Source organism: Terriglobales bacterium (assembly GCA_035543055.1).
Classification (GTDB): Bacteria; Acidobacteriota; Terriglobia; order Terriglobales; family Acidobacteriaceae; genus JAIQFD01.
Map to the genome: position 1 here is coordinate 1 of DATKKJ010000177.1, position 20,534 is coordinate 20,534.

The window sequence follows — 20,534 nt, forward strand, 5'->3', positions numbered from 1 at the left end:
CCAACTACACCGAGTGCCAGCGCATCGTCACCGCCGAGCCGCCGAACTCCGTCCTTACCCTCAGTGATTTCACCGACTGCGAAGTGGACCGGGCCGCCCTTACCCGCATGAAGGAGGTCGCCGTGCTCGACCGTCCGCACGTGAAGCGCGCCGCCATCACCGGCATCGAAGGCCTGCCCGAAGCCTATTACCGCTCGCTGGTGTCGTTCTCCATGCGCGAGTTCCCCGCTTTCAAGTCGCGCGAAGAAGCGCTCGACTGGCTGGTGCAGGACTGACGTGGGCCGGACGTGCCGGCCGGAGCGCACGGGCGACACGCCCGTGCCACACAGATCAGCTCCGCCACCGCAGCGTCACCGGCCCGCCCATCGGGTGTTTCATTGGCTCGCCCGTGCGCCGCGACTCCAGCAGCGCCTGCTTCAGCCCGAAATACCACTTGGCGGGGCGGTCGGCGTCGTCGATCAGCATCATCGCCGACTGGCGTTTCAGGCCTTCCGCCTGCATCTCCATGGTGCGCCGGTCCTGCTCCATGAACTTCTCCCCGAAGTAACGGAAGACGCTCAGCGCGCCGGGCACGAAGCGGAAGATGTTCCACGCCGCCCGCACATCGATGCGGCAGGTGCTCGCCGTGATGGGCGTGACCGTAGTCAGGGTCGAGAACCAGTACTTGCCCGCGTGGATGGTTTCGTAGCGGCAGTTGGGCAGTACGAAATCGATAGTGGTGGTGATGGCGTCAGCCTTGGCGTAGGCCCGCAGCAGCTTGTAGGGCGCGCTGTTCGACGATGGCGCGTGGGCGCTCATGCGGAAGCCGTTGGCGATGGGCTCGAAGGCCTTCTGCTTCTCATGGATGCTGTGCCGCGTCCGCCACCACCAGGCTTGGTGGACGAACGGCCCGTGCGCCGGGTCCATCAGCCCGATGATCCCGTGGTCCACGTTCACCGGCAGGTCGGCGGACAGGAACGTCAGCCTGTACTTCTTGCTGAAGGTGGGGAGCTTCGGCGGTTCGCCCGCCTGCTCCCGGTCTCCGCGGAGCTTCTCCCCCTCCGGCACGTACACCCAGAAGAAGCCATCCTGCTCGCGGCAGGGAAAGGCCGTGGCGTAGATTCTGGAGACATCGAGCGCCTGCCCCGGAACCAATGAAGGGATCTCGTTGCATCGGCCGCTCACGGGCTCGAACTTCCAGCCGTGATAGGAACACTGCACCTCCTGCCCGTCGAACCAGCCGCGCGAGAGCGGCATGGCCCGGTGGGGGCAGGAATCGCGTAGGGCGAAGGCCTGGCGACGGTCGTTGCGCCCCAGCACCAGCGGGATGCCGAGCAGCATGGCCGTCACCATGCGCCGCCCGTGCACCCGGTCGCTGCGCAGCGCCGGATACCAGAACCCGCGCAGCATCAGCGTCTCGGCCGCCGGTTCCTGTGGAGCTTCAGGCATGAGGCCCCGCTAGTATATTCTTGCGGTCTTCACGGGGGCACATGGCGGCACTCGCCACCATCACCGATCAGATGCGACGCAGCTTCGATGGCGACGCTTGGCATGGTCCTGCCGTCATGGAGATCCTGAAAGGGGTCACCGCCCGGCAGGCGGCGGCCAAGCCCCTCTCCGGCGCGCACAGCATCTGGGAGCTGGTGCTGCACCTGACGACCTGGTCGAGCGTCGTGACCCGGCGCCTCAAAGGCGAGGCGCTGGAGCCCACCGCCGCCGAAGACTACCCCGCCATCTCCGACCAGAGCGAGGCCGCCTGGCAGCGGGCCGTGGAGTCCCTGCGCCGCACCCACGATGCCCTGCTCGCGGCCGTGGAGAGGCTGCCCGAGTCGCGCCTGGCCGATGCCGTCCCCGGCAAGCCCTACAGCTTCGAGTTCATGCTGCTCGGGGTCGTGCAACACGACCTCTATCACGCCGGCCAGATCGCGCTGTTGAAGAAGGCGTTCAAGTAAGCGCGGCGCCATCCTGAGGGGCTTTCAGCCCCCGAAGGACCTCGCCTGCGGCGCGCGAGATGCTTCGCGCCTAAGAGCGCTCAGCATGACGCCTTCTGGGGACCGAAGGCCGCCCCCTTCCGTAACCGGTCGCGACCCGGCTTCCCTGTTTTGCCGGTTTTTGCCCGGAGATCGTCGGTCTTCACTCCCTCGATGCCCTGTAACTATCCGATTGCTCCCCCGCTCTCTCCATCATATAATCCAGCCACCTCTGGACTTTTCTGCCAGGATAGGTCTGGCGGCCCGGCCCTGTCGCGCCGCCGTGCCGGTTTCGCGGATGAGCCAAATTTCAAAGTCCGGGCTGTCGCCCCGCACTTACGCGGGCATCCTGGCCTCTGTCTGCACGGCTGCATGTATCCTGGCAGCGCGGCCCGCGCTCGGCTCCGACAAGGGCATCGTCGCGGTGCAGGAGAACGGACACAAGGTCTACGTCGACGCTCCTACGGCGATGCCGCCGCCGGCCCAGCGCGCCAGCGTGCTGGTGTACTGGAGCCGCTCGGAGAAGGGCTGGAAGCGGGTCCCTGCGCCCACTCGCGGAGCCATGCGCGCCGCACGCTCCGCCGCTGCGGAGGTGCAGCAGTTCCTGGGCGCGGCGCCGGCGCGGGAGCCCGGCCAGCCACTCGCCGATTCCGACGTCAGCCCCGACAACCGGGAGTTGATCGGCACCCGCGCCATCAGCTCGGCGGAACTGGACAAGATCATTGCTGACGCCGCCGCCCGCCATAACGTGGACGTGAACCTGGTCCGGGCCGTCATCAAGGTGGAGTCGAACTTCAATCCCAGCGCCCGTTCGCGCAAGGGGGCCATGGGCCTCATGCAGCTCATGCCGGGCACCGCCCGCTCGCTGAACGTGAGCAACCCCTACGACCCGCAACAGAACGTGGAGGCCGGGGTCCGCCACCTGAAGCAGCTCCTTGATACCTATAACGGCGATCTGAACCGCTCGCTGGCGGCGTACAACGCGGGCGCCGGGGCGGTGGATCGCAGCAACGGCGTGCCGCCTTACGCGGAAACCCGGAGCTACGTACGCAAGATCAAGTCGCTTTACGGAGCGGGGGACGTGCTGCTCACCGGCCCCACCGTGGCGCCCATCCGCATGTACCGCGGCGCCGATGGCGTGCTGGTGATCACGAACGAGTAGGGCGGGGATACAGCTTTTTCGGCTCTTGGCGAATCGAAGCAACTGACTGTGACCGTGGGTCCAATGCGACTGGTCTCGCGCGGGCTGGCCGTCCTGCTGCTCCTGAGTCTTGCCGTTCCCGCAGCAACCAGGAACGTCAAGCAGAAGAAACAGACCGCGCGCACCCAGTTCGAGACCGCCCTCCGGATGCGCGAGGCGCTGAACGGCAAGCCCACCGCCCAGCGCACCCGCCGCGATTACCAGCGCGTCACCGACGCCTTCCGCAAGGTCTATTACGTGGCTCCCACATCCCCCAAGGCCAATGAGAGCGTGGTGGCCGTGGCTGAACTGCTCGCCGAGTCCGGGCGCGTCTTCGACGACCCGAAATCCTCAAAGGACGCCATCAAGCAGTACGAGTTTCTGCGCCGCGAGTATCCCGGGAGCAGGTACCGCGCGGAGGCGCTGTTCACCATCGGCCAGATCTATCACCAGGACCTCGACGATCCGATCCAGGCCAAGGCGACCTTCCAGGAATTCCTGAAGCATTACCCTTCCAGCCGCCTGGCGGAGCAGGCCAGGGCCGAGATCGAGGAGATCGATGCGCCCAAGAACGCTGGCAAGAAGAAGCCTGCCCCTGCGCCCAGGAAGCAGCTGCCCGAGGAGCAAGCCAAGGAGGCAGACGAGCAGCCGGCGCCCGCCAAGGCCCGTTCCGGCCTGCCCCTGGTGACCGGCATCCGCCACTGGTCCACGCCTGATTACACCCGCGTGGCCATCGACCTGGAGCAGGAGGTCAAGTACGAAGCCGGACGGGTCTCCGGCCCCGACCGCATCTTTTTCGACCTGCACGACACCAAGCTGGCCTCCGAACTGGTCGGCAAGACCTTCGACGTTGAGGACGGGTTCCTGAAGAAGATCCGCGTCGCCCCCTACCAGCGAGGCATCACCCGGGTCGTGCTGGAAGTGGATGAGCTGGCCGAGTACTCCGCCTTCCTGCTGCCGGATCCTTACCGGCTGGTCGTCGACATCCACGGCCGCCAGCAGCCCAAGATGATGGCCAAGGCCCAACCTCCGACGCCGGAAGCGAAGAACACCGTCAAAGAGGCGGTCAAGCCGGCCGAGAGCAAGCCTGAGGCCAAGAAGTCCGAGCCCACGGCCAAGGAAGCCAAGGCTGCGGAAGCTCCGGCGCCTTCCCCCGCCAGGAGCAAGCCGGCGGAGCCTGCGCCCGCCGTGAAAGAGAAAGCCAAGGAAACAGCCGCCAAGGTCATTGATGATGCTGCTGCGCCGGACATCGCCAAGTCGGAACCCACCGTCAAGGACACCGCCAAGCCCACGACCGGTCCGACTTTTGAAGCCGTGGCCCCGCGTTCCAAGGGCAAGCGTCATTCCAAGACAGGGGCGGTGCAGGACCCCAACGCCCGCGAGGCTCAGCCCGCCGCCAACGGCGAGCGGTCGCTGATCCGGGCGCTGGGGCTGAAGATCGGCCGCATCGTGGTGGACGCCGGCCATGGCGGCCATGACACCGGTACCGTCGGCCCCAAGGGCCTGGAGGAGAAGGACCTGGTGCTCGACGTCGCCCTGCGCCTGGGCAAGCTCTTGGAGAACCGCATGGGCGCCGAGGTGGTCTACACCCGCGACGACGACACCTTCGTGCCCCTGGAGACGCGCACCGCCATCGCCAACAAGGAGGAGGCGGACCTGTTCATCTCCATCCACGCCAACTCCAGCAGTGACTCTTCCGCCCGCGGCGTCGAGACCTACTACCTGAACTTCACCTCCTCGGCCGACGCCCTGGAAGTGGCGGCGCGCGAGAACGCGGTTTCGGAGAAGTCCATTCACGAGCTTCAGGACCTGGTGAAGAAGATCGCGCTCAAGGAGAAGATCGAGGAATCGCGGGAGTTCGCCACCGACGTGCAGAAGTCCCTGGCGACGGGGCTTTCCACGAGAAGCTCCTCCATGCGCAACCGCGGGGTCAAGAAGGCGCCCTTCATCGTCCTCATCGGCGCCAACATGCCCTCCATCCTGGCGGAGGTCTCCTTCGTCAGCAATCCGGCCGACGAGAAAAAGCTGATGACCCCGGAATGGCGGCAGAAGATCGCCGAATCCCTCTACCGCGGCATGGCCAAGTACGTCAGCGGCCTGTCAGGGGTGAAGGTGGCCGCCAAGCTGAACAAGGACTCCGGCCAGTAAGCGACCCCTTCATTTGTCATCCTGAGCGAGATCCCGTTAGGGATGAGCGTGAGGACCTACGGCTTGCAGCTCCTCGAGAGCCCCACGGCAGTGGGGCGATTTCTTCTGCGGGGCAAGGCGTAGAATCTTTCTATCCCGGTTGGTTGTCTAAAGTAAGTAGGAAGTTTTGCTGTCCCTAATGTCCCGTCTGTTCACAGTCCTGGCTCTGGCGCTCGCGCTGGCTTCCTGCGCCTTCGCCGCCGACAAGCCCGCGCCCCTGCTGCCCGACGTCTTCGCCGGCTGGCAGAGGGGGGACCTGCGCGCCAGCACCGATCCCTCTCAGGCCGACGCGGCCAACGGGCCGCTGCTCAAGGAGTACGGGTTTACCGGCTTCGAAGCCGCGACCTACTCCCAGGCGGGGCGCAAGTTGAGCGTCAAGGCCGCCCGCTTCGCCGACACCTCCGGCGCCTACGGGGCCTTCACCTTTTACAAGCGCGGCGACATGCAGACCGAGAGCATCGGCGAACAGGGCGCCTCGGAGAACAACCACGTCCTGTTCTACCGTGGCAACATCCTGGTGGACGCGGTCTTCGATCGGGTGACCGCGATGTCGGCAGCGGAGCTGCGCGACCTTGCCAAAGCACTGCCCGTCGCCTCCGGTGAGTCCAGCAAGCCCCCGACCTTGCCGCTCTATTTGCCCAGGCAGGCCTACATCCGCCACTCCGCCCGCTATGTCCTTGGGCCGGTCGGGCTCGATGCCGTAGGGGCGCCGCTCTCGCCGCAGCTGGTGGACTTCAGCAAAGGCGCCGAGGTCGTGCTGGGCAAGTACTCGACGTCGCAAGGCGTGGCGACGCTCACCCTCATCTCGTATCCCACGCCGGCGATCGCCGGCGAGCGCCTGCGCGCCATCCAAGCCGGCGCGACTCCCGGGCCCGAGCTCAACCTCAAGCGCAGCGGCCCTCTACTCGCCCTGGTCACCGGCGACATCTCCTCGAAGGAAGCGAAGTCTCTGCTCGCTGCCATCAACTACGAAGCCGACGTCACCTGGAACGAAGCCACTTCGCTCAGCAAGCGCGACAACATCGGCAATCTGATCGTGAACATCTTCGTCCTCATCGGCGTCGTGTTGCTGTTCGCGCTGGTGCTGGGCGTGATGTTCGGCGGTGTCCGCGTGGTGCTCAAGCGCCTCTTCCCCGATCGCGTCTTCGACCGCCCGGAGGACGTCGAGATCATCCGCCTCAATCTCCGGTAATAGCTTGTAAGTGGTTTAATTTCAAGTGCTTACTTCGGGAGTCCCGGCCATCCGGGCGGTTTCCGGCCATTATTGGGAAAAGTTGGCTATTCTTGTAAGTCATTGAGAATAAAGGGATTTATTCTCCAAAAAATCCTTGACACCCCATTTAGCCCCCTCATAAGATTTCGCCAGAAAGTTCTGACGGCGAAACTTCTGTTGGAACTATTCTCCCTAGAAGGAAAGGCCGCTCATTGCCAGAGCGGTCTTTTCGTTTCTCCCTCGATCTCGTCTACGTGCGCGCCGGCTGGCGCAACTTTTCCAGGATCTCCTTCACCACCATCCCCATCACGGCAGAGATGACCGAGCCGAACAAAGTGATGAACAGCGCTTTCCCGTAACGCAGGTACCAGGGCGTCTCGCCGCTCGCCGGGAGGAATTGGGTGTCCTTCCAGTTGACTTGCAGATTGCGGCTCAGCGCGTTGATGGAGACCGTGGATTGCGTGTCGGGACTGAAGTCCACCGGGATCACGCGCGATGCATCGTAGCCCTCGCCCACCACCTGGATGCGCAGCTTGTGCGGCCCGTCGGGCACCTTCACCGTATGCGAGAACGTGGCCGCTTTCCCGCTCGTCAGCGGTGTCTTGCCGAAGAGTCCGAACCTCTTCTTCGTGCTGCTGAGCTTGCCCGAGTACACCAGCTGGTCGTCGGTCCAGACCCGGATCTCTCCCGAACGGAGGTTGTGCTGGCAGGTCAACTTCAGGGTCGCGGACTTCCCCGTCAGGTACACCACAAAGCCGATCCCGGCCAGCACCAGGGGGAGAGCGATCTTCACCCGCCACGAGAGGCCGCGCAACAAGGCCCAGGCATTCCTCTTCCCTGGCGCAGGAGCTGGCGGCATGGCTTCCGGGGAACTGGTCACGGACGAGGACATCGTTGCCTGAGTGTGCCGCATTTTTCAGTGAGCGACAAGCTACTCCTGGGGTTTCGAAGAAGATGGAGCCGACGATCGGACTTGAACCGATGACCTGTCGATTACGAATCGACTGCTCTACCAACTGAGCTACGTCGGCCCGGCGGAAGGAAGAGACGCAGCAGCGCACCTCTCATCTCGATTTTAGTTGCTTGGGCCGGATGCGTAAAGCAATCCGCCGCCTCTCGCCCTGACCCAGGCCCACGCTGAGTACTGAGTACTCCTTTAGAACGCATCAGCCTCGGCACGTACCCCCGGACGTAATTTGCCCCTGGTTACTGCCGGCTATTCCACAGTTTTTCCACTTGCTAATCCTCAGGCAGTCTCCCCATAATGCATCTTGTTAGGCCACAACCGCATACAGTGACCCGATACGCACGAGCGGACGTCCTGCGGATCCTGCGCATGTCGGCGCGCCAACTCGCCGGATGGGAAAAAGCCGGTTTGATCGCGCCCGGCGAGGACTATTCCTTCTTCGAACTCCTGCAATTGAAGAAACTGCGTGACCTGAGCGCCCGCAAGGTGCGCCCGGCCATGATCCGCGAGTCCCTCCAGGCCATGCAAAAGGCCGCCGCCGGCATGCAGAACCCGCTGCTGGAAGCCGGCACCTTCTCCACCCGGGGCCGCATCGCCTTCCGCCACGAAGGCATGGCGGTGGAACCGATGTCCGGACAGCTGGTCATGGATTACGACCGCCGCGCCGTGGTGTCGGCCAAGGTCAAGAGCATGCGCTCGGCGGAGACCGGGGCGGAGTGGTTCGCCAAGGGTATCTCGCTGGAAGACGACCCGGCCTCGCAACAGGAGGCCATCGAGGCCTACGAACGGGCTATCGAGCTCGATCCCGTCCACGCCGCCGCCCACATCAACCTGGGCACGCTGTACTACAACCGCCAGAACTACACCCAGGCGGAGGAGCACTATCGTAAGGCGGTGGAGGCCGATCCCAAGTACGCCCTGGCCTATTTCGACTTGGGGAACGTGCTGGACGAGACCGGGCGGCTGCAGGAAGCCATCCGCTCCTACAAGCAAGCACTGCTGCTGGCTCCCACCTACGCCGACGCGCACTACAACCTGGCCCTGGCTTACGAGAAGCTGAAACAGCCGCGCCATGCCCTGCCCCATTGGCGCGCCTACGTGAAGCTCGACACCTCCGGCCCTTGGGCGGTGCATGCCCGCAACCAGATCCACCGCATCCTGGAAGACGATTCCCTGCGCGTGGTCTATCGCCGCAAGTAGTTCCGGGTCCCTCGTCGCAAATCACAATTCCGAAGTGTAAAATTGTGGGTTTGGCATTCTTATCCGTGAGGTCTTCATATGGCTGAAACCACTTTGCAAAAGGAAACGGCGCCCGCCCCGCTGGTCGCGCTCACCGAGGACGAAGTCCTGTTCCGGGACAACGTGCGGCAATTCGCCGACGAGAAGATCCGTCCCCTTTCCCGTGAGATGGACGAGAAAGGCGTCTTCGATCACGGGTTGCTCGAGCAGTTCTTCCAGCTCGGGCTGATGGGCATCGAGATCCCCGAGCAATTCGGCGGGGGCGGCGGCAAGTTCTTCGAGGCCATCCTCGCCGTAGAGGAGCTCTCGCGGGTGGACGCCTCCGCCGGCGTGGTCGTGGACGTGCAGAACACGCTGGTCAACAACGCCCTGCTGCGCTGGGCCACCGACGAGCAGAAGAAGCGCTACCTGCCCAGGATGTGCGCCGATATGGTCGGCGCCTACGCCCTCAGCGAGGCCGGTTCCGGCTCCGACGCTTTCGCCCTGGCCACCAAGGCCGAACTGAAGGGCAGCGACTACGTCCTCAACGGCCGCAAGCTCTGGATCACCAACGGCAAGGAAGCCGGGCTGTTCATCATCTTCGCCAACATCGATTTCAATGCCGGATACAAAGGCATCACCGCCTTCCTGGTGGAGAAGGACTTCCCCGGCTTCACCGTGGGCAAGAAGGAAGACAAGCTCGGCATCCGGGCGTCCTCGACCTGCGAGCTGATCCTGGAGGACTGCAAAGTGCCCCGCGCCAACGTGCTCGGCGAGGCCGGCAAGGGCTACAAGATCGCTATCGAGACCCTGAACGAGGGGCGCATCGGCATCGGGGCGCAGATGCTGGGCGTCGCCCGCGGCGCCTGGGATGCGGCCGCCCGCTACTCCCAGGAACGCAAGCAGTTCGGCAAGACCATCTCCGAGTTCCAGGGCGTCCAGTTCCAGCTGGCGCAGATGGCCACGGAGATCGAGGCCACCCGCATGATGGTCTACAACTCGGCGCGCATGAAAGACGCGGGCATGAACTTCGTGAAGGAAGCCGCCATGACCAAGCTCTACGCTTCCCAGGTGGCGGAGCGCGTGGCCTCGCTGGCCATCGAGATCTACGGCGGCTACGGTTTCACCAAGGATTACCCGGTGGAGAAGTACTGGCGCGACTCGAAGATCGGCAAGATCTACGAAGGCACGTCGAACATGCAGTTGGCAACGATTGCGAAGCTCGTATTGGGCGGAAAGTGATGCGGGATCCTTCCCCTTCGCCGTGCTCAGGGTCAGGATTTCGGCGGTGGGCTCCCGCTTCGCTCACGCCCGCAAAATGCCTCAACATGCAGCTGCAGACCATTGCCAAGCTGGTGCTGGGGAAGTGATCTTCCGGTAGAGACGCCCGTCAGGGCGTCTCTCCTTCACGCATATGTCCTCCGAACGTCGCCAATTCCCGCGCCTCAACCTCTCGGATGACGCCTACGCCATCGACGAATCCGGGCAGACCCTGGGACGGGTGCGGGTGGTGGGCGGCGGCGGCATGGAGCTCTCGGCCGCCTCCAGCGTGGTCGCCGAGCAGCTGACGGTGGGACGGCGGCTGCGCATCCAGATCATCGAGCCCGCCAGCCAGGCCAACCACACCCTGGACGTCGAGGTCCGGTCCCGCCGCTTGCGCTCCATCGGCCTGGAGTTCGTGGGTGGCGCCCACCCCCCGGCGAAATGACCGCCGTAACCGGCTTGCACCTTGTCGCCACTTTCACCCTGCACGAGACTGGCGGCAGTTCCCCCCGCGTGGAGATGAATGGCTGCACAACCGGATCCGCTACGGGACCTGCTCGAGCTGGCGACCGTCCACGGCTTCTACGTCCACCTGCTGGAACAGACCACCGGACACCCCGTCCCCACCCCGCGCCAAGCGGCGGCGGGAGACCGCGTCGAGCAGTCGCTTGCCGTCCTGCGTAACTGGATCGACATCCTCGACATGGCCATCAGCCCGGTGGCCCTGCGCGATTCCCTGAAGCAGCAATCGGGCGACACCATCGAGGCTCTGCTCCGCTACTACGTGCTGAAGAACTCGCGGCGGGACACCGACCGCGACAAGACCGACTTCGTGGCCAGCTACCTCTTCCGCCATCCCGCGGAGTGGCGCCGCCGCTCCATCACCACCTTCACCGAGTCCTCCGACGCCGCTGCTCTCTACGCCGCGAAGGCGTACGATTTCGAAGCCGAGCTGACCGCGGTGCTCTCCGCCCCGGATCTTCCCGCTCTTCCCCAGGAGCATCAGCAACTGCTGCGCGAATTCGAGTTCGTGTACCAGGAGGTGGAGGACTTGCGCCACTTCGATGCCCTGATGGATTCCGGCATCGTGCAGCGCGTCCGGGAGATGAAGGCGGCCTTCGGCGCCTCCTTCTACCATCCCCGCGTGCTCGCCCACGTCGCGGTGTACAACACCTTGTTCGGACAGCACTTTGACAAGCTTTTCGCCCAGGCGGGCCGAGCAGATCAAGACCTTCGCCGCCAAAGCGCAAGAGGACGGCGGCAGCATCCTCAGCCGGGTCGAGGGCGATGTCACGGTCAAGCATCTGGCCGAGGTCGAGGAGCAGAAGATCCTCAAGGCCGAATACGGCACCGCCCAGGAAGATTTCCGCAAGGTCTCCAAGTTCAAGAAAGCGGTGGACAAGCGGCGGAGCGGACGTCCCGCGCAGGCGCCTGCGGCCGCAGCGGCGGTGGCGGCCGCCGCAGCTCCAGCCCCGGCTCCGCCTCCTGACGAACCTGTCTACGCTGCGGCCACGTCCGCAACCGGCGCCGCAGCCGCCAGCCTGGAGCAAGGCAAGGTCCGCACCGTACTCGAGTCGGTCCGCAACTTTGTCCTGGCCGCCGAGCGCGGCGCCGACAACATTGTCCCCCTGCGCGGCGGCAACGTCGTCCTGACCCCGGCCGAGATCGAGGCCTACCGCTCCGACTACGGCCAGGAAAAGAGCTTCCGCGCCGACCAGGCGGCCTTTTACATGGAAGCTGTCGCCCTCCATGCCCGGATGACGAACGAGATGGTCGAATACCGGGCCAAGCGCGGTTCCGCCTATCTTTGGAAGCCGCACGCCGACTCTCTGACCTACCTGCTGACCGCTTCTTCCCTCTGCCTCGAGAAAGGCAAGGCGTTGCTGGCGGTGGCCGAGCAGCGGGGACTCGCGGACAAGGTGAAGGCGATCACAGGCAGCATGGAGAAGCTGCGCTCGCAGATGCAATTCGTCGCCAAAGCCCTCCAGAGCTGAGTGTGGGGCGTTCCAAAGCGGTTGAAGATTCCGCTGTTGCCGGAGAGGCGGGAGCTGGCAGGCTCTTGCCGGGTACTGGGTACTAAGTACTGAGTACTTCTTTCTGGTAGGCGCGGCTGGACTTGAACCAGCAACCCCCGGCTTAGAAGGCCGGTGCTCTATCCACTTGAGCTACGCGCCCATCCCACTGCGTCCATTCTAAACCGCTTGGCGCCGAAACCCTCCGCCACGTGACCATAGTGTTACGTCTCATCCCAGGCACCGGCTGTCCCCCTGGCACTTGTCGCGTTACCTTCCCAGGACCATCATCTAAAGCATGAAAAACTCCCTCGTGATCCTCGCCTTGGCGGCGTTGCTGTGTCCCCTGGCCCAGGCCGCCAGCAAGAACGAAAAAGAGCAGGAGCGCCTGCAGCAAGCCGGTACGGTACTGCAGGAGATCCTCGACATCCCCGACGCTATCCCGCCCGACCTTCTGAACAAGGCGGAGTGCGTGGTGGTGGTCCCCTCGACCCTGAAGTTCGCCATCGGCCTGGGCGGCAGTTACGGCCGGGGCGCCATGAGCTGCCGCACCGGGGCCTCTTTCACCGGATCGTGGAGTGCGCCGGCGCTGTACGCCCTTGAGGGCGCCAACATCGGACTCCAGTTGGGCGGACAGGCCACCGACTTCGTGTTGCTGGTGATGAACGCCCACGGCGTCGAATCGCTGCTCAAGAGCAAGGTGAAACTGGGCGCCGACGCTTCCGCCGCCGCCGGCCCCAAGGGCCGCGACGCCGCCGCCGCCACCGACGCCTTCATGCGCGCCGAGATCCTCACCTACTCCCGCTCGCGCGGCCTGTTCGCCGGCGTTTCGCTGGAGGGCTCGACCTTGCGCCAGGACAACGGCGCCAACCAGAAGATTTACGGCCGGAAGATCACCGCCAGAGAGATCGTGCGGGGTGGCGCAGGCATGCCCGCTGCGGGCGGCACCATGGTCTCGACGCTGAACCAGCACTCGCCACGGAACCTTTCCGACCCCAAATCGCTGAAGGCGCAGAAGTGACCTGACATGGGTGGAGCGCGGGTCTCTGACCCGCGCTCACCGGCTGGCCCCCAGCGTCTCCGACAGCTCGCCCCATTCCCGCAGCAGCGCGTCCAGCTCCGCCCGCCGTTGCTTGAGCAGAGCGGTCTGGCGCTGCGTCTCGTCAGCACTCACGAACGATTCCAGGGCTTGCTCGCAGTCGCGGATTCCCTGCTCCGTCTGCTCGATCAGCTCTTCGACCTCGGCGCAGCGCTCCTGCATCTGCCGCAGCTTGATGGGGTTGATCTTCTTGTTGCCCTGAGACGGCCTGACGGCCGTCTCTGCCGCACTCTCCGGTAGAGACGCCCGTAAGGGCGTCTCCTCCTTTTCACTCTCTCCCGCCGCTTCTCGCTCCTTGCGCCAGCGGTAGTCCTCGTAGTTCCCTGGATAGACCCGCACCTCGCCCCCGCCGACCTCGAAAATCCGGGTCGCCAGCTTGTCGATGAAGTAGCGGTCGTGGGAGACGAACACCACGGTGCCCGAATACTTCTCCAAGGCCGCGAGCAGCACGTCCTTGGCCCGCAGATCGAGATGGTTGGTGGGCTCATCGAGCAACAGGAAATTCGCGGGATGCAGCAGCATCCGGGCCAGGGCGTAGCGGTTGCGCTCCCCGCCGGAAAGCACCCCGATGCGCTTGAAGACGTCGTCCTCGGTGAACAGGAAGCAGCCCAGCAGCGACCTCAAGTCGGTCTGGGTGTGGTGCGGCGCCAGCTCCCAGATGTCGTCCAGCACACGCTTCTCCGGATCCAGCTCCTTGTACTGGTCCTGGGCGAAATGGTCCGGCTGCACGTTGTGACCCAGGCGCAGTTCGCCGCCGTTCAACGGCTCGGCGCCGGCCAGCAGGCGGATGAGCGTGGATTTGCCCGCCCCGTTCGGCCCCACCAGCGCGATCCGGTCGCCGCGCTCCACCACGAACCCTGCATCGCGGAAGACCTCGTTCGCGCCGTAGCGCTTGGCCAAGTGCTTGGCCTCGGCGACCATGCGCCCGCTCGCCTTGGGCTGCGGGAACTTGAAGTGGATGGTCTTCTCTTCCGGTGGCACCTCGATGCGCTCGATGCGCTCCAGCTCCTTGATCCGGCTCTGCACCTGCTTAGCCTTGGTCGCCTGGTAGCGGAAGCGATTGATGAACGCTTCCAGTTGCTCGATGCGCGCCCGCTGGTTGCGGTACGCCGCCTCCAGCGACTCCCACCGCTGCCTCTTCTGCTCCAGGTACTTCTCGTAATTGCCGGGGTAGAAGTGGACCTGCTTGTTCCAGATCTCGATGATCTTGTCCACGGTCACGTCGAGGAAGTAGCGGTCGTGCGAGATGAGCGCGTAGGCGTGCGGGTAATCGTGCAGGAAGTCTTCCAGCCAGTTGCGCGTCTCCAGGTCGAGGTGGTTGGTGGGCTCGTCGAGCAGCAGCAGGTTGGGCTTCTGCAACAGCAGCTTGGCCAGCGCGATGCGCATCTGCCAGCCGCCGGAGAATTCGTCGGTCTGCCGCTCCCAATCGTCCTTCTTGAAACCGAGCCCGGTAAGCACAGAGCCCACCTGGGCCTCGGTCGCGTATCCGTCGCGCGCCCGAAATTCGTGCTCCAGGCGGTGGAAGCGCTCGGCCACTTGGGCGTACTCCGCGCCCGCATGATCCAGCTCCGGCATGCGCGCGGTCAGCGCCTCCATCTCCTCCTCCATCGCACGCAGGTCGGCGAACACCGACATGCACTCGGCAAAGACGGTGCGCCCGGAGAGCGTCAGGCCGTCCTGCGGCAGATATCCGTAAGTGATCCCCCGCGCCGCCGTGAGCTCCCCGTAGTCCAGCGTCTCCAGCCCGCACAGGATCTTCAACAGGGTGGATTTGCCCGTGCCGTTGGCGCCCACGATGCCGACTCGGTCCTGCGCGGTGATCAGCCAGTCCAGGTTTTCGAACAGGAGTTTGTGGCCGTAACGCTTGCCGGCCCGGGAGAGTTGGATCATGTGCCTTCCATTTTCGCACGGTGAGCAGTACGAAAAGCAAAGGCAAGGAAGAACGAAGAATGCAGAAGTAGGAACTTCTGCAATCTGAATTGATTTTGTTTCTTCTTAGGACTGCGCTCTTCTCGCCGCCGCCGAGAGCTGCAGGAGCGCATTCTCCACCAGCTTCATGGCGATCCCCCAGCGCTGCCGGGCTTCATCTTCGTCCGAGCCGTAGCCGTACAGGTACATGGTCAGGTAGAAGCCGTCCTTCACCTTGGCGTCCACGTGGTACGCGCAGCGCCGCACGATGAATTCCACCGCCGCCGAGATCTCCGGCGCGCGCTTCAGCAGTTTGCAAGCGGCGTCGGCGAACCGCTCGTGGTCGGCGAACGAGAACCGCACCGGCTCATCGCAGAACAGCAGGTCAACGTACGAGCCGAACTTCCATCCCGCCTGGTAGACAGCTTCTTCCTCGGTCAGATCGCGGGTCAGCCAGGTGTCGCACTTGGCGGTCTCCAGGATGCAGTGCTCCGAGTTGGCGCTGACCAGGAATTCGCCCAGCTCGTGGTTGTGGTGGGCTTCCTCCACCTGGAGCAGGAGTTCGGGCTGGTGCTTCAGGTCGTAATAGCGGGTGCGGCCGTCAGGCGACGCCCACGGCATCTCCAGCCGGTCATCCTCCGCCCCCAGTTCGACAGACCAATCCACCTGCATGACGCCGCATTGTAACGCTCGGAGTGGTCAGCGGTTGCAATCAGGTCGAGCGCCGGTCAGGAATTCCATGATCTTCCGCTCCGCCCAGCGGCCGTCGTATCCATCGGCGGCGTCGGCCAGGAAGCCGCAATGGCCGCCGTGTTTGGTCCCCAGGAAACGGATGTGGGGGTTGGCCAGGATCTTCTGCCGCGTCTCGGCCGTGATCTCGATGAACGGATCGTCCAGGGCGTGGATGATGAGCGTCGGTACCGTGATCTGGTCGATCACCCGGGCCGCGCTGGCGCGCCGGTAGTAATCCGATGCGCCCTGGAATCCCCAATAAAACGCGGTGATGTGCTCGTCGAAGTCCCGGATGCTGCTCAGGCCCCGCAGCCGCGCCAGGTCGTAGCGGCCGGGAAATAGCCGCGCCTTCCGCCGCATGTTCTTCTTCAGCGAGCGCACGAAATGCTGCTCGTAGATCCGGTTTTTCCAGTGGTGCAGCAGCGTGGCCGAGGCATCCAGGTCCACGCCGGGCGAGACCGCCGCCACGGCCTTCAGTTGCGGGGGCGCCGCGCCGCCCCACTCGCCCGTCACCTTGAGCACCATGTTGCCGCCCATGGAGTATCCGACCAGCGCGATGCGTTCCAGCTTCTCTTCCGCGATCAGCGCTTCCACCACCGCGCGCACATCCCCCGACAGCCCGGAGTGATACAGCGTCGGACCCAGGGCATGCGTCCCGCCGCAGTTGCGGACATTCACCCGCACCACGTTCCAGCCTGCCTCCCACGCCTTGCTCCCGTTGCCGATCACGTACTGCGATTCCGCCGACCCCTCCAGCCCGTGCACCAGGATCTCCGTCAGCCGCGCTTGCCGGCCTGGCTGCCAGTGGCAATGGCACAGGAGCTGCACCTCTGCTTCCACCCGGAACAGGCGGTCTTCCGCCGGCGGCAGCGCGCTGCGCCTCCGCAGGAACGCGGGCAGGATGGTTTGCACGTGCCCATTCCGCAGGCCCGCCCGCGGCACGAAATCGTCCCTCAGCTCCATCTGATTTCTTGATTCCCTGACCAAATTCCTGGTATCAATCTAACCGGGGCCGACACGGCTCCTACAAGCCACTAACTACCAGCTACTAGCTACTTCTTATGCCTATTTTCGAATACCTCTGCAAAGACTGCGGCAAGAAGTTTGAAGCCATCGTGTACGGCTCCGCCAAGGCCGAATGCCCATCCTGCCACGGCAAGAAGCTGGAGCAACAGCTCTCCGTTTTCGCGGTCGCGGGCGGCGGGAGCAAGAGTGCTCCTGCATTCGATTCCGCGCCGTCGCCCTGCGGCTCCTGCGGGCATCCCGGCGGACCGGGGGCCTGCGCCCTCGACGACTAGCGCATAGCCTATAGCGCATAGCCCATAGCGACCCGCCCGCTATGTACTATGCGCTATGCACTATGCGCTCTCCGGCGCGCTTTTCGGCTTGGCGTCTGCCGCCTCGTTCGGCACCGCCGATTTCAGCGGCGGCATCGCCGCCAAGCGCGCCCACGTCTTCGGGGTGCTCACCGTCGCCCGCGCCTGCGGCCTGGCCCTGGTGCTGGCCTTCGCCTGGATCAGTCATGAGCCGTTGCCCTCGCGCCACGACCTGTTGTGGGCCTGCGCTGCCGGATTCCTCGGCGGCCTGGCGCTGCCCGCCCTCTACCGGGCGCTGGCCATCGGCAAGATGGGGATCGCCGCTCCTGTCACTTCGGTGCTTTCCGCGGCTCTGCCGGTCGTGGTCGCCAGCTTCACTGAGGGCCTGCCGCATCCCATCCAGGTCGCCGGACTTGTCCTGGCGCTGGTGGCGCTGTGGTTCATCTCCCGCCCCGAAGGCCGGATCCGCCCCCAGGGACTCGGCCTGGCTCTTTTCGCCGGCCTGGGCTTCGGCGGCTTCCTGGTGTTCATGAGGCAGGCGACCCACGTTGCGGTGTACTGGCCTCTGGCGGCGGCCCTCGCCACCTCGCTGCTGCTTGCCGTCATCATCCTTGTGGTGCAGCGCGGTTCTCTGCCCGCCGTGGGCGTCCTGCCGGTCGTGTTCGCCGCCGGCGCCCTCGACACTTTCGGCAACTTCTTTTTCATTCTGGCGGCGCAGCGCGGGCGCCTCGACGTCGCCGCTGTCCTCTCCTCGCTCTACCCCGCGTTCACCGTGCTCCTCGCCCGGTTGCTGCTGAAGGAACGCATCACGCGTCTCCAGACCGCTGGCATGACCGCGGCACTCATCGCCGTGCCCCTGATCGCCGCCCGCTGATCCGGGATCCGCTGGACGCAGAGCGCTTTAGCTTTCCTGGTAGGACCGGAGTTCCACGTCGGTCCGGCGCAGGCGCGATGCCAGCGCCGCCGCGATGCCTTCCATCATGTTCAGCGCCAGCATGCGGTGCTCCACGGTCAACTCGTCGAAACGGCGCCGCGTGATGACGTAAAGCTCGGTGTCGGTGTGGGCCACCGCATCGGCAGAGCGCGGGGCGCGGTCGAGGAACGACATCTCGCCGAAGAAATCCCCCCTCCCAAACGTGGCCAGGAAGCCGACGCTCTGGCCCGCACGAGCCGGTTCTGCTCCGGCGGGGATACTCATAGAATATCCGGCGAGGCTGAACCCAATGACCTATCAGCAGGAGATCGCCCTCCGCACCCAGGGCCACGGCAACATGCACGATCTGAGCGAGCAGGTTGCGGCCATCGTGGCCGCGTCCGGCATCCGCACCGGCACCGTGAACATCTTCAACGTTGGCAGCACCTCGGCCGTGGGCGCCATCGAGTTCGAGGCCGGATTGCGTCGCGACCTGCCCGACATCCTCGACCGCCTCATCCCTCCCAGCCGCGACTACGAGCACGAGCGGGCCTGGCGCGACGGCAACGGGCATTCGCATCTGCAGGCCACCCTGCTCGGTCCCTCGCTCACCGTCCCGGTCGCCAAGGGCCAGCCCGTCCTGGGCCGGTGGCAGCAGATCTTTCACTTGGAATGCGATATCCGCGGGCGCGACCGCACGGTGGTGGTCACCGTGACCGGCGATTAGGTTTTCAAATCAGTGGTCGGGGCGGGCGGATTCGACCCGCCGACCCCCTGGTCCCGAGCTTCGAACGTGATTTCTCATGTGATTGTCCCGCTCAGGTCGGCTCTGCGTCGTGTTGCCGTTTGTTCGCCCGTCTTTGGCACTTATCGGACCCCGATTCGACCCAATTCGTGAAGTCCCATTCTTCTGTGTGACCCCCTTTCCCGGGGGCTATAGTTTGCAGACAACCCCGTTCTGTTGCATATTTCTCCTGCGGCTAGGAGATCACAGAACATCAGTGATCCGAAGAATGACAGCCCACTTCTCGCCACCACGTCCGAACGCATCGCTTGTTTCCGCCGATTCGGCAAGGTTCCGGAGATTTCTGTCCTGGATGTGGGGCAAGACTCGCCTGTGCCTGGGGAATCGCTACTTCGCCTTCTTTGTTTTCATCGTGGCTCTCGCGGAGGTTCTGAGCAGGATGAGCGGATTATCGGGGATCCGATCTCATCTCCGCACCGAAGGCCCCATCCTTATCGGTCTTTACTGGGCACTCGATTTTGTGCTCAGGCCGCGAAAAGTCTCGCCGTTTGTTGCCGCCTTCCCGATTGTCGTGATCTATACCGGCTACGACCTTTTCTATCTGTACTGGGGAAATGTTTTCAAAGCTGTCGACGTCCAGAACCTGCCGGAACTGCTAAAGGTGCTGCCCTTATCTTGGAAGGTGGCGCTGCTGCTGGCGCTCGGTCTACCGGTTGTCCTTGTGCTTTGTTTCATCCACTACCGAAGATACCGCCGTGTGCTGTGGATGGGCGCGCTGGCAGCCCTGCTGGTTGGAACCGTCGACTTACGGCCAGGCGTCGTCCTGTCCGCCCTTGACTGGGCGGGTTTCCAGGTGGCGGAGTGGTCCGATGCTGAAAGCGTCAACCAAAATGGGCGGTTCACGACAATGCTGTACTTCGAAGCGAGGCGGCGGCAGGCGCTCTTTGAAACCGCCACGTACCGCAATCGAGGCAACTATGAGATGGAGGTGCGCGCGGCTGCCGATCTTATCCGCAAGCACGGCAACCATCGAAACGTGCATCTCGTCGTCCTCGAAAGCTTCGTGGACCCTACTCTTTTCGGTGCGGTTTCATATTCGAAAGATCCACGCCACCCCGACTTCGCCGAGCTTGTGGGTGACAGACAGGGTTTTTCTATTTCCCCGGTATTTGGGGGCGAAAGTGCCCAGGCGGAATTTGAGGTGCTTTGCGGCGTTCCCGCTTTGCAGAAGCTATCCCAGATCGAATTCGACGATTTCACCGGTGAAGCGACGGGCTGCATGCCGGGCATTCTGGGTCAGGCTGGCTATTCGACCATCGTAAGCAACGCCTTTGAGCCGAATTACTTCAACGGGACCAAGGCCTATACCGGTATCGGATTCGAGAAAGTCTACTTTCCTCGCGAGTATGGGAGCGCTAGCCCGACTTATCTGACCGCGCGCAACGTTTCGGACGACGAGCAGTACATGTTCGACGGAGACTTGTTCGACCAGAACCTCGCGTTCATTGCCCAGACATGGCACGACAGCCCCGGCCGGCCGATCCTCAACTATGTGCTGGGGACCTATGGTCATGAGCCCCACGACATAGACACGGAAAAACGGCCGCTGGTGCTTTCGGTGAGCTCGCCTCACCGCGACGAACAACTGCTGCGGGCCGTGAATCAATACTGGTATCGTACCCAGGCCATCGCCCATTATTTGCGCGCCTTAATCAAGCTCGATCCCAAGAGCCTGATCATCATCGTAAGCGACCATCTGCCGCCACTGGATAGAGGTTTGAGAAGCTACAACGATTTCCGGTACCTGGATAACATTCAAGACAGCACCCACT

Annotated in this window: 21 protein-coding genes and 2 tRNA genes; 15 read left to right on the plus strand and 8 right to left on the minus strand. The window is 64.1% G+C overall.

The genetic code is table 11. The features are described from left to right. On the plus strand, positions 1–275 hold a 275-nt coding region (locus VMS96_11555; protein HVP44061.1), incomplete at its 5' end, for a hypothetical protein. A 55-nt stretch (positions 276–330) separates the two neighbouring features. Here VMS96_11555 and VMS96_11560 read toward each other — a convergent pair. After that, positions 331–1,428, minus strand: a complete 1,098-nt coding sequence (locus VMS96_11560) for a Rieske 2Fe-2S domain-containing protein (GenBank protein ID HVP44062.1) — start codon at positions 1,426–1,428, stop codon at positions 331–333. Between the two features lie 41 nt (positions 1,429–1,469). On the opposite strand from VMS96_11560, the gene VMS96_11565 reads away from it, so the two are divergent. The 4 genes from VMS96_11565 (at position 1,470) to VMS96_11580 (ending at position 6,508) form a co-directional block, all read left to right on the plus strand. After that, positions 1,470–1,931: a DinB family protein gene (locus tag VMS96_11565; protein ID HVP44063.1), complete on the plus strand. Its 462-nt coding sequence runs from the start codon at positions 1,470–1,472 to the stop codon at positions 1,929–1,931. Between the two features lie 316 nt (positions 1,932–2,247). Next, complete coding sequence (locus VMS96_11570; GenBank protein ID HVP44064.1) at positions 2,248–3,111, plus strand: lytic transglycosylase domain-containing protein; 864 nt, start codon at positions 2,248–2,250, stop codon at positions 3,109–3,111. Positions 3,112–3,174: 63 nt separating this feature from the next. Beyond that, on the plus strand, positions 3,175–5,277 hold the full coding sequence (locus tag VMS96_11575; protein ID HVP44065.1) for an N-acetylmuramoyl-L-alanine amidase: 2,103 nt from the start codon (positions 3,175–3,177) through the stop codon (positions 5,275–5,277). A 178-nt stretch (positions 5,278–5,455) separates the two neighbouring features. Further along, the gene (locus tag VMS96_11580; GenBank protein HVP44066.1) at positions 5,456–6,508 is read left to right on the plus strand and encodes a DUF6599 family protein; all 1,053 of its coding nucleotides are present in this window, start codon (positions 5,456–5,458) and stop codon (positions 6,506–6,508) included. A gap of 271 nt (positions 6,509–6,779) precedes the next feature. Here VMS96_11580 and VMS96_11585 read toward each other — a convergent pair whose 3' ends face one another. After that, positions 6,780–7,421, minus strand: coding sequence for a hypothetical protein (locus tag VMS96_11585; protein HVP44067.1), 642 nt, complete (start codon positions 7,419–7,421; stop codon positions 6,780–6,782). 63 nt (positions 7,422–7,484) lie between these two features. Continuing rightward, positions 7,485–7,560, minus strand: a tRNA-Thr gene (locus VMS96_11590). A 305-nt stretch (positions 7,561–7,865) separates the two neighbouring features. On the opposite strand from VMS96_11590, the gene VMS96_11595 reads away from it, so the two are divergent. The 5 genes from VMS96_11595 (at position 7,866) to VMS96_11615 (ending at position 11,971) form a co-directional block, all read left to right on the plus strand. Further along, the gene (locus tag VMS96_11595; protein ID HVP44068.1) at positions 7,866–8,696 is read left to right on the plus strand and encodes a tetratricopeptide repeat protein; all 831 of its coding nucleotides are present in this window, start codon (positions 7,866–7,868) and stop codon (positions 8,694–8,696) included. Between the two features lie 78 nt (positions 8,697–8,774). Beyond that, positions 8,775–9,956: an acyl-CoA dehydrogenase gene (locus VMS96_11600; GenBank protein ID HVP44069.1), complete on the plus strand. Its 1,182-nt coding sequence runs from the start codon at positions 8,775–8,777 to the stop codon at positions 9,954–9,956. 172 nt (positions 9,957–10,128) lie between these two features. Beyond that, positions 10,129–10,422: a PilZ domain-containing protein gene (locus VMS96_11605; protein HVP44070.1), complete on the plus strand. Its 294-nt coding sequence runs from the start codon at positions 10,129–10,131 to the stop codon at positions 10,420–10,422. Between the two features lie 78 nt (positions 10,423–10,500). Then, entirely contained in the window at positions 10,501–11,466 is a 966-nt protein-coding gene (locus tag VMS96_11610; GenBank protein HVP44071.1) for a hypothetical protein, read from the plus strand. Continuing rightward, positions 11,426–11,971, plus strand: coding sequence for a hypothetical protein (locus VMS96_11615; protein HVP44072.1), 546 nt, complete (start codon positions 11,426–11,428; stop codon positions 11,969–11,971). Before VMS96_11610 ends, VMS96_11615 begins: the two co-directional genes overlap by 41 nt. A gap of 104 nt (positions 11,972–12,075) precedes the next feature. Here VMS96_11615 and VMS96_11620 read toward each other — a convergent pair. Continuing rightward, positions 12,076–12,152 (minus strand) — tRNA-Arg (locus VMS96_11620). 135 nt (positions 12,153–12,287) lie between these two features. Here VMS96_11620 and VMS96_11625 point away from each other — a divergent pair. Beyond that, positions 12,288–13,010, plus strand: a complete 723-nt coding sequence (locus VMS96_11625) for a lipid-binding SYLF domain-containing protein (protein ID HVP44073.1) — start codon at positions 12,288–12,290, stop codon at positions 13,008–13,010. A gap of 36 nt (positions 13,011–13,046) precedes the next feature. On the opposite strand, the gene VMS96_11630 is transcribed toward VMS96_11625, so the two are convergent. The 3 genes from VMS96_11630 to VMS96_11640 all read right to left on the minus strand — a co-directional run bounded on the left by VMS96_11630 (position 13,047) and on the right by VMS96_11640 (position 16,691). Then, a complete protein-coding gene (locus tag VMS96_11630; GenBank protein ID HVP44074.1) occupies positions 13,047–14,978 on the minus strand; it encodes an ABC-F family ATP-binding cassette domain-containing protein in 1,932 nt (643 codons plus the stop codon). 105 nt (positions 14,979–15,083) lie between these two features. Further along, positions 15,084–15,668, minus strand: coding sequence for a hypothetical protein (locus VMS96_11635; GenBank protein ID HVP44075.1), 585 nt, complete (start codon positions 15,666–15,668; stop codon positions 15,084–15,086). Between the two features lie 27 nt (positions 15,669–15,695). Further along, positions 15,696–16,691: an alpha/beta fold hydrolase gene (locus VMS96_11640; GenBank protein HVP44076.1), complete on the minus strand. Its 996-nt coding sequence runs from the start codon at positions 16,689–16,691 to the stop codon at positions 15,696–15,698. A gap of 98 nt (positions 16,692–16,789) precedes the next feature. On the opposite strand from VMS96_11640, the gene VMS96_11645 reads away from it, so the two are divergent. Continuing rightward, positions 16,790–17,026, plus strand: a complete 237-nt coding sequence (locus VMS96_11645; GenBank protein HVP44077.1) for a zinc ribbon domain-containing protein — start codon at positions 16,790–16,792, stop codon at positions 17,024–17,026. Between the two features lie 55 nt (positions 17,027–17,081). Next, on the plus strand, positions 17,082–17,918 hold the full coding sequence (locus tag VMS96_11650) for a DMT family transporter (GenBank protein HVP44078.1): 837 nt from the start codon (positions 17,082–17,084) through the stop codon (positions 17,916–17,918). A 27-nt stretch (positions 17,919–17,945) separates the two neighbouring features. Here VMS96_11650 and VMS96_11655 read toward each other — a convergent pair whose 3' ends face one another. Beyond that, positions 17,946–18,242, minus strand: coding sequence for a cyclic nucleotide-binding domain-containing protein (locus VMS96_11655; GenBank protein ID HVP44079.1), 297 nt, complete (start codon positions 18,240–18,242; stop codon positions 17,946–17,948). A gap of 25 nt (positions 18,243–18,267) precedes the next feature. Between VMS96_11655 and VMS96_11660 the strand changes: the two genes are divergently transcribed. Continuing rightward, entirely contained in the window at positions 18,268–18,684 is a 417-nt protein-coding gene (locus VMS96_11660) for a secondary thiamine-phosphate synthase enzyme YjbQ (protein ID HVP44080.1), read from the plus strand. 370 nt (positions 18,685–19,054) lie between these two features. After that, on the plus strand, positions 19,055–20,534 hold a 1,480-nt coding region (locus tag VMS96_11665), incomplete at its 3' end, for a sulfatase-like hydrolase/transferase (GenBank protein ID HVP44081.1).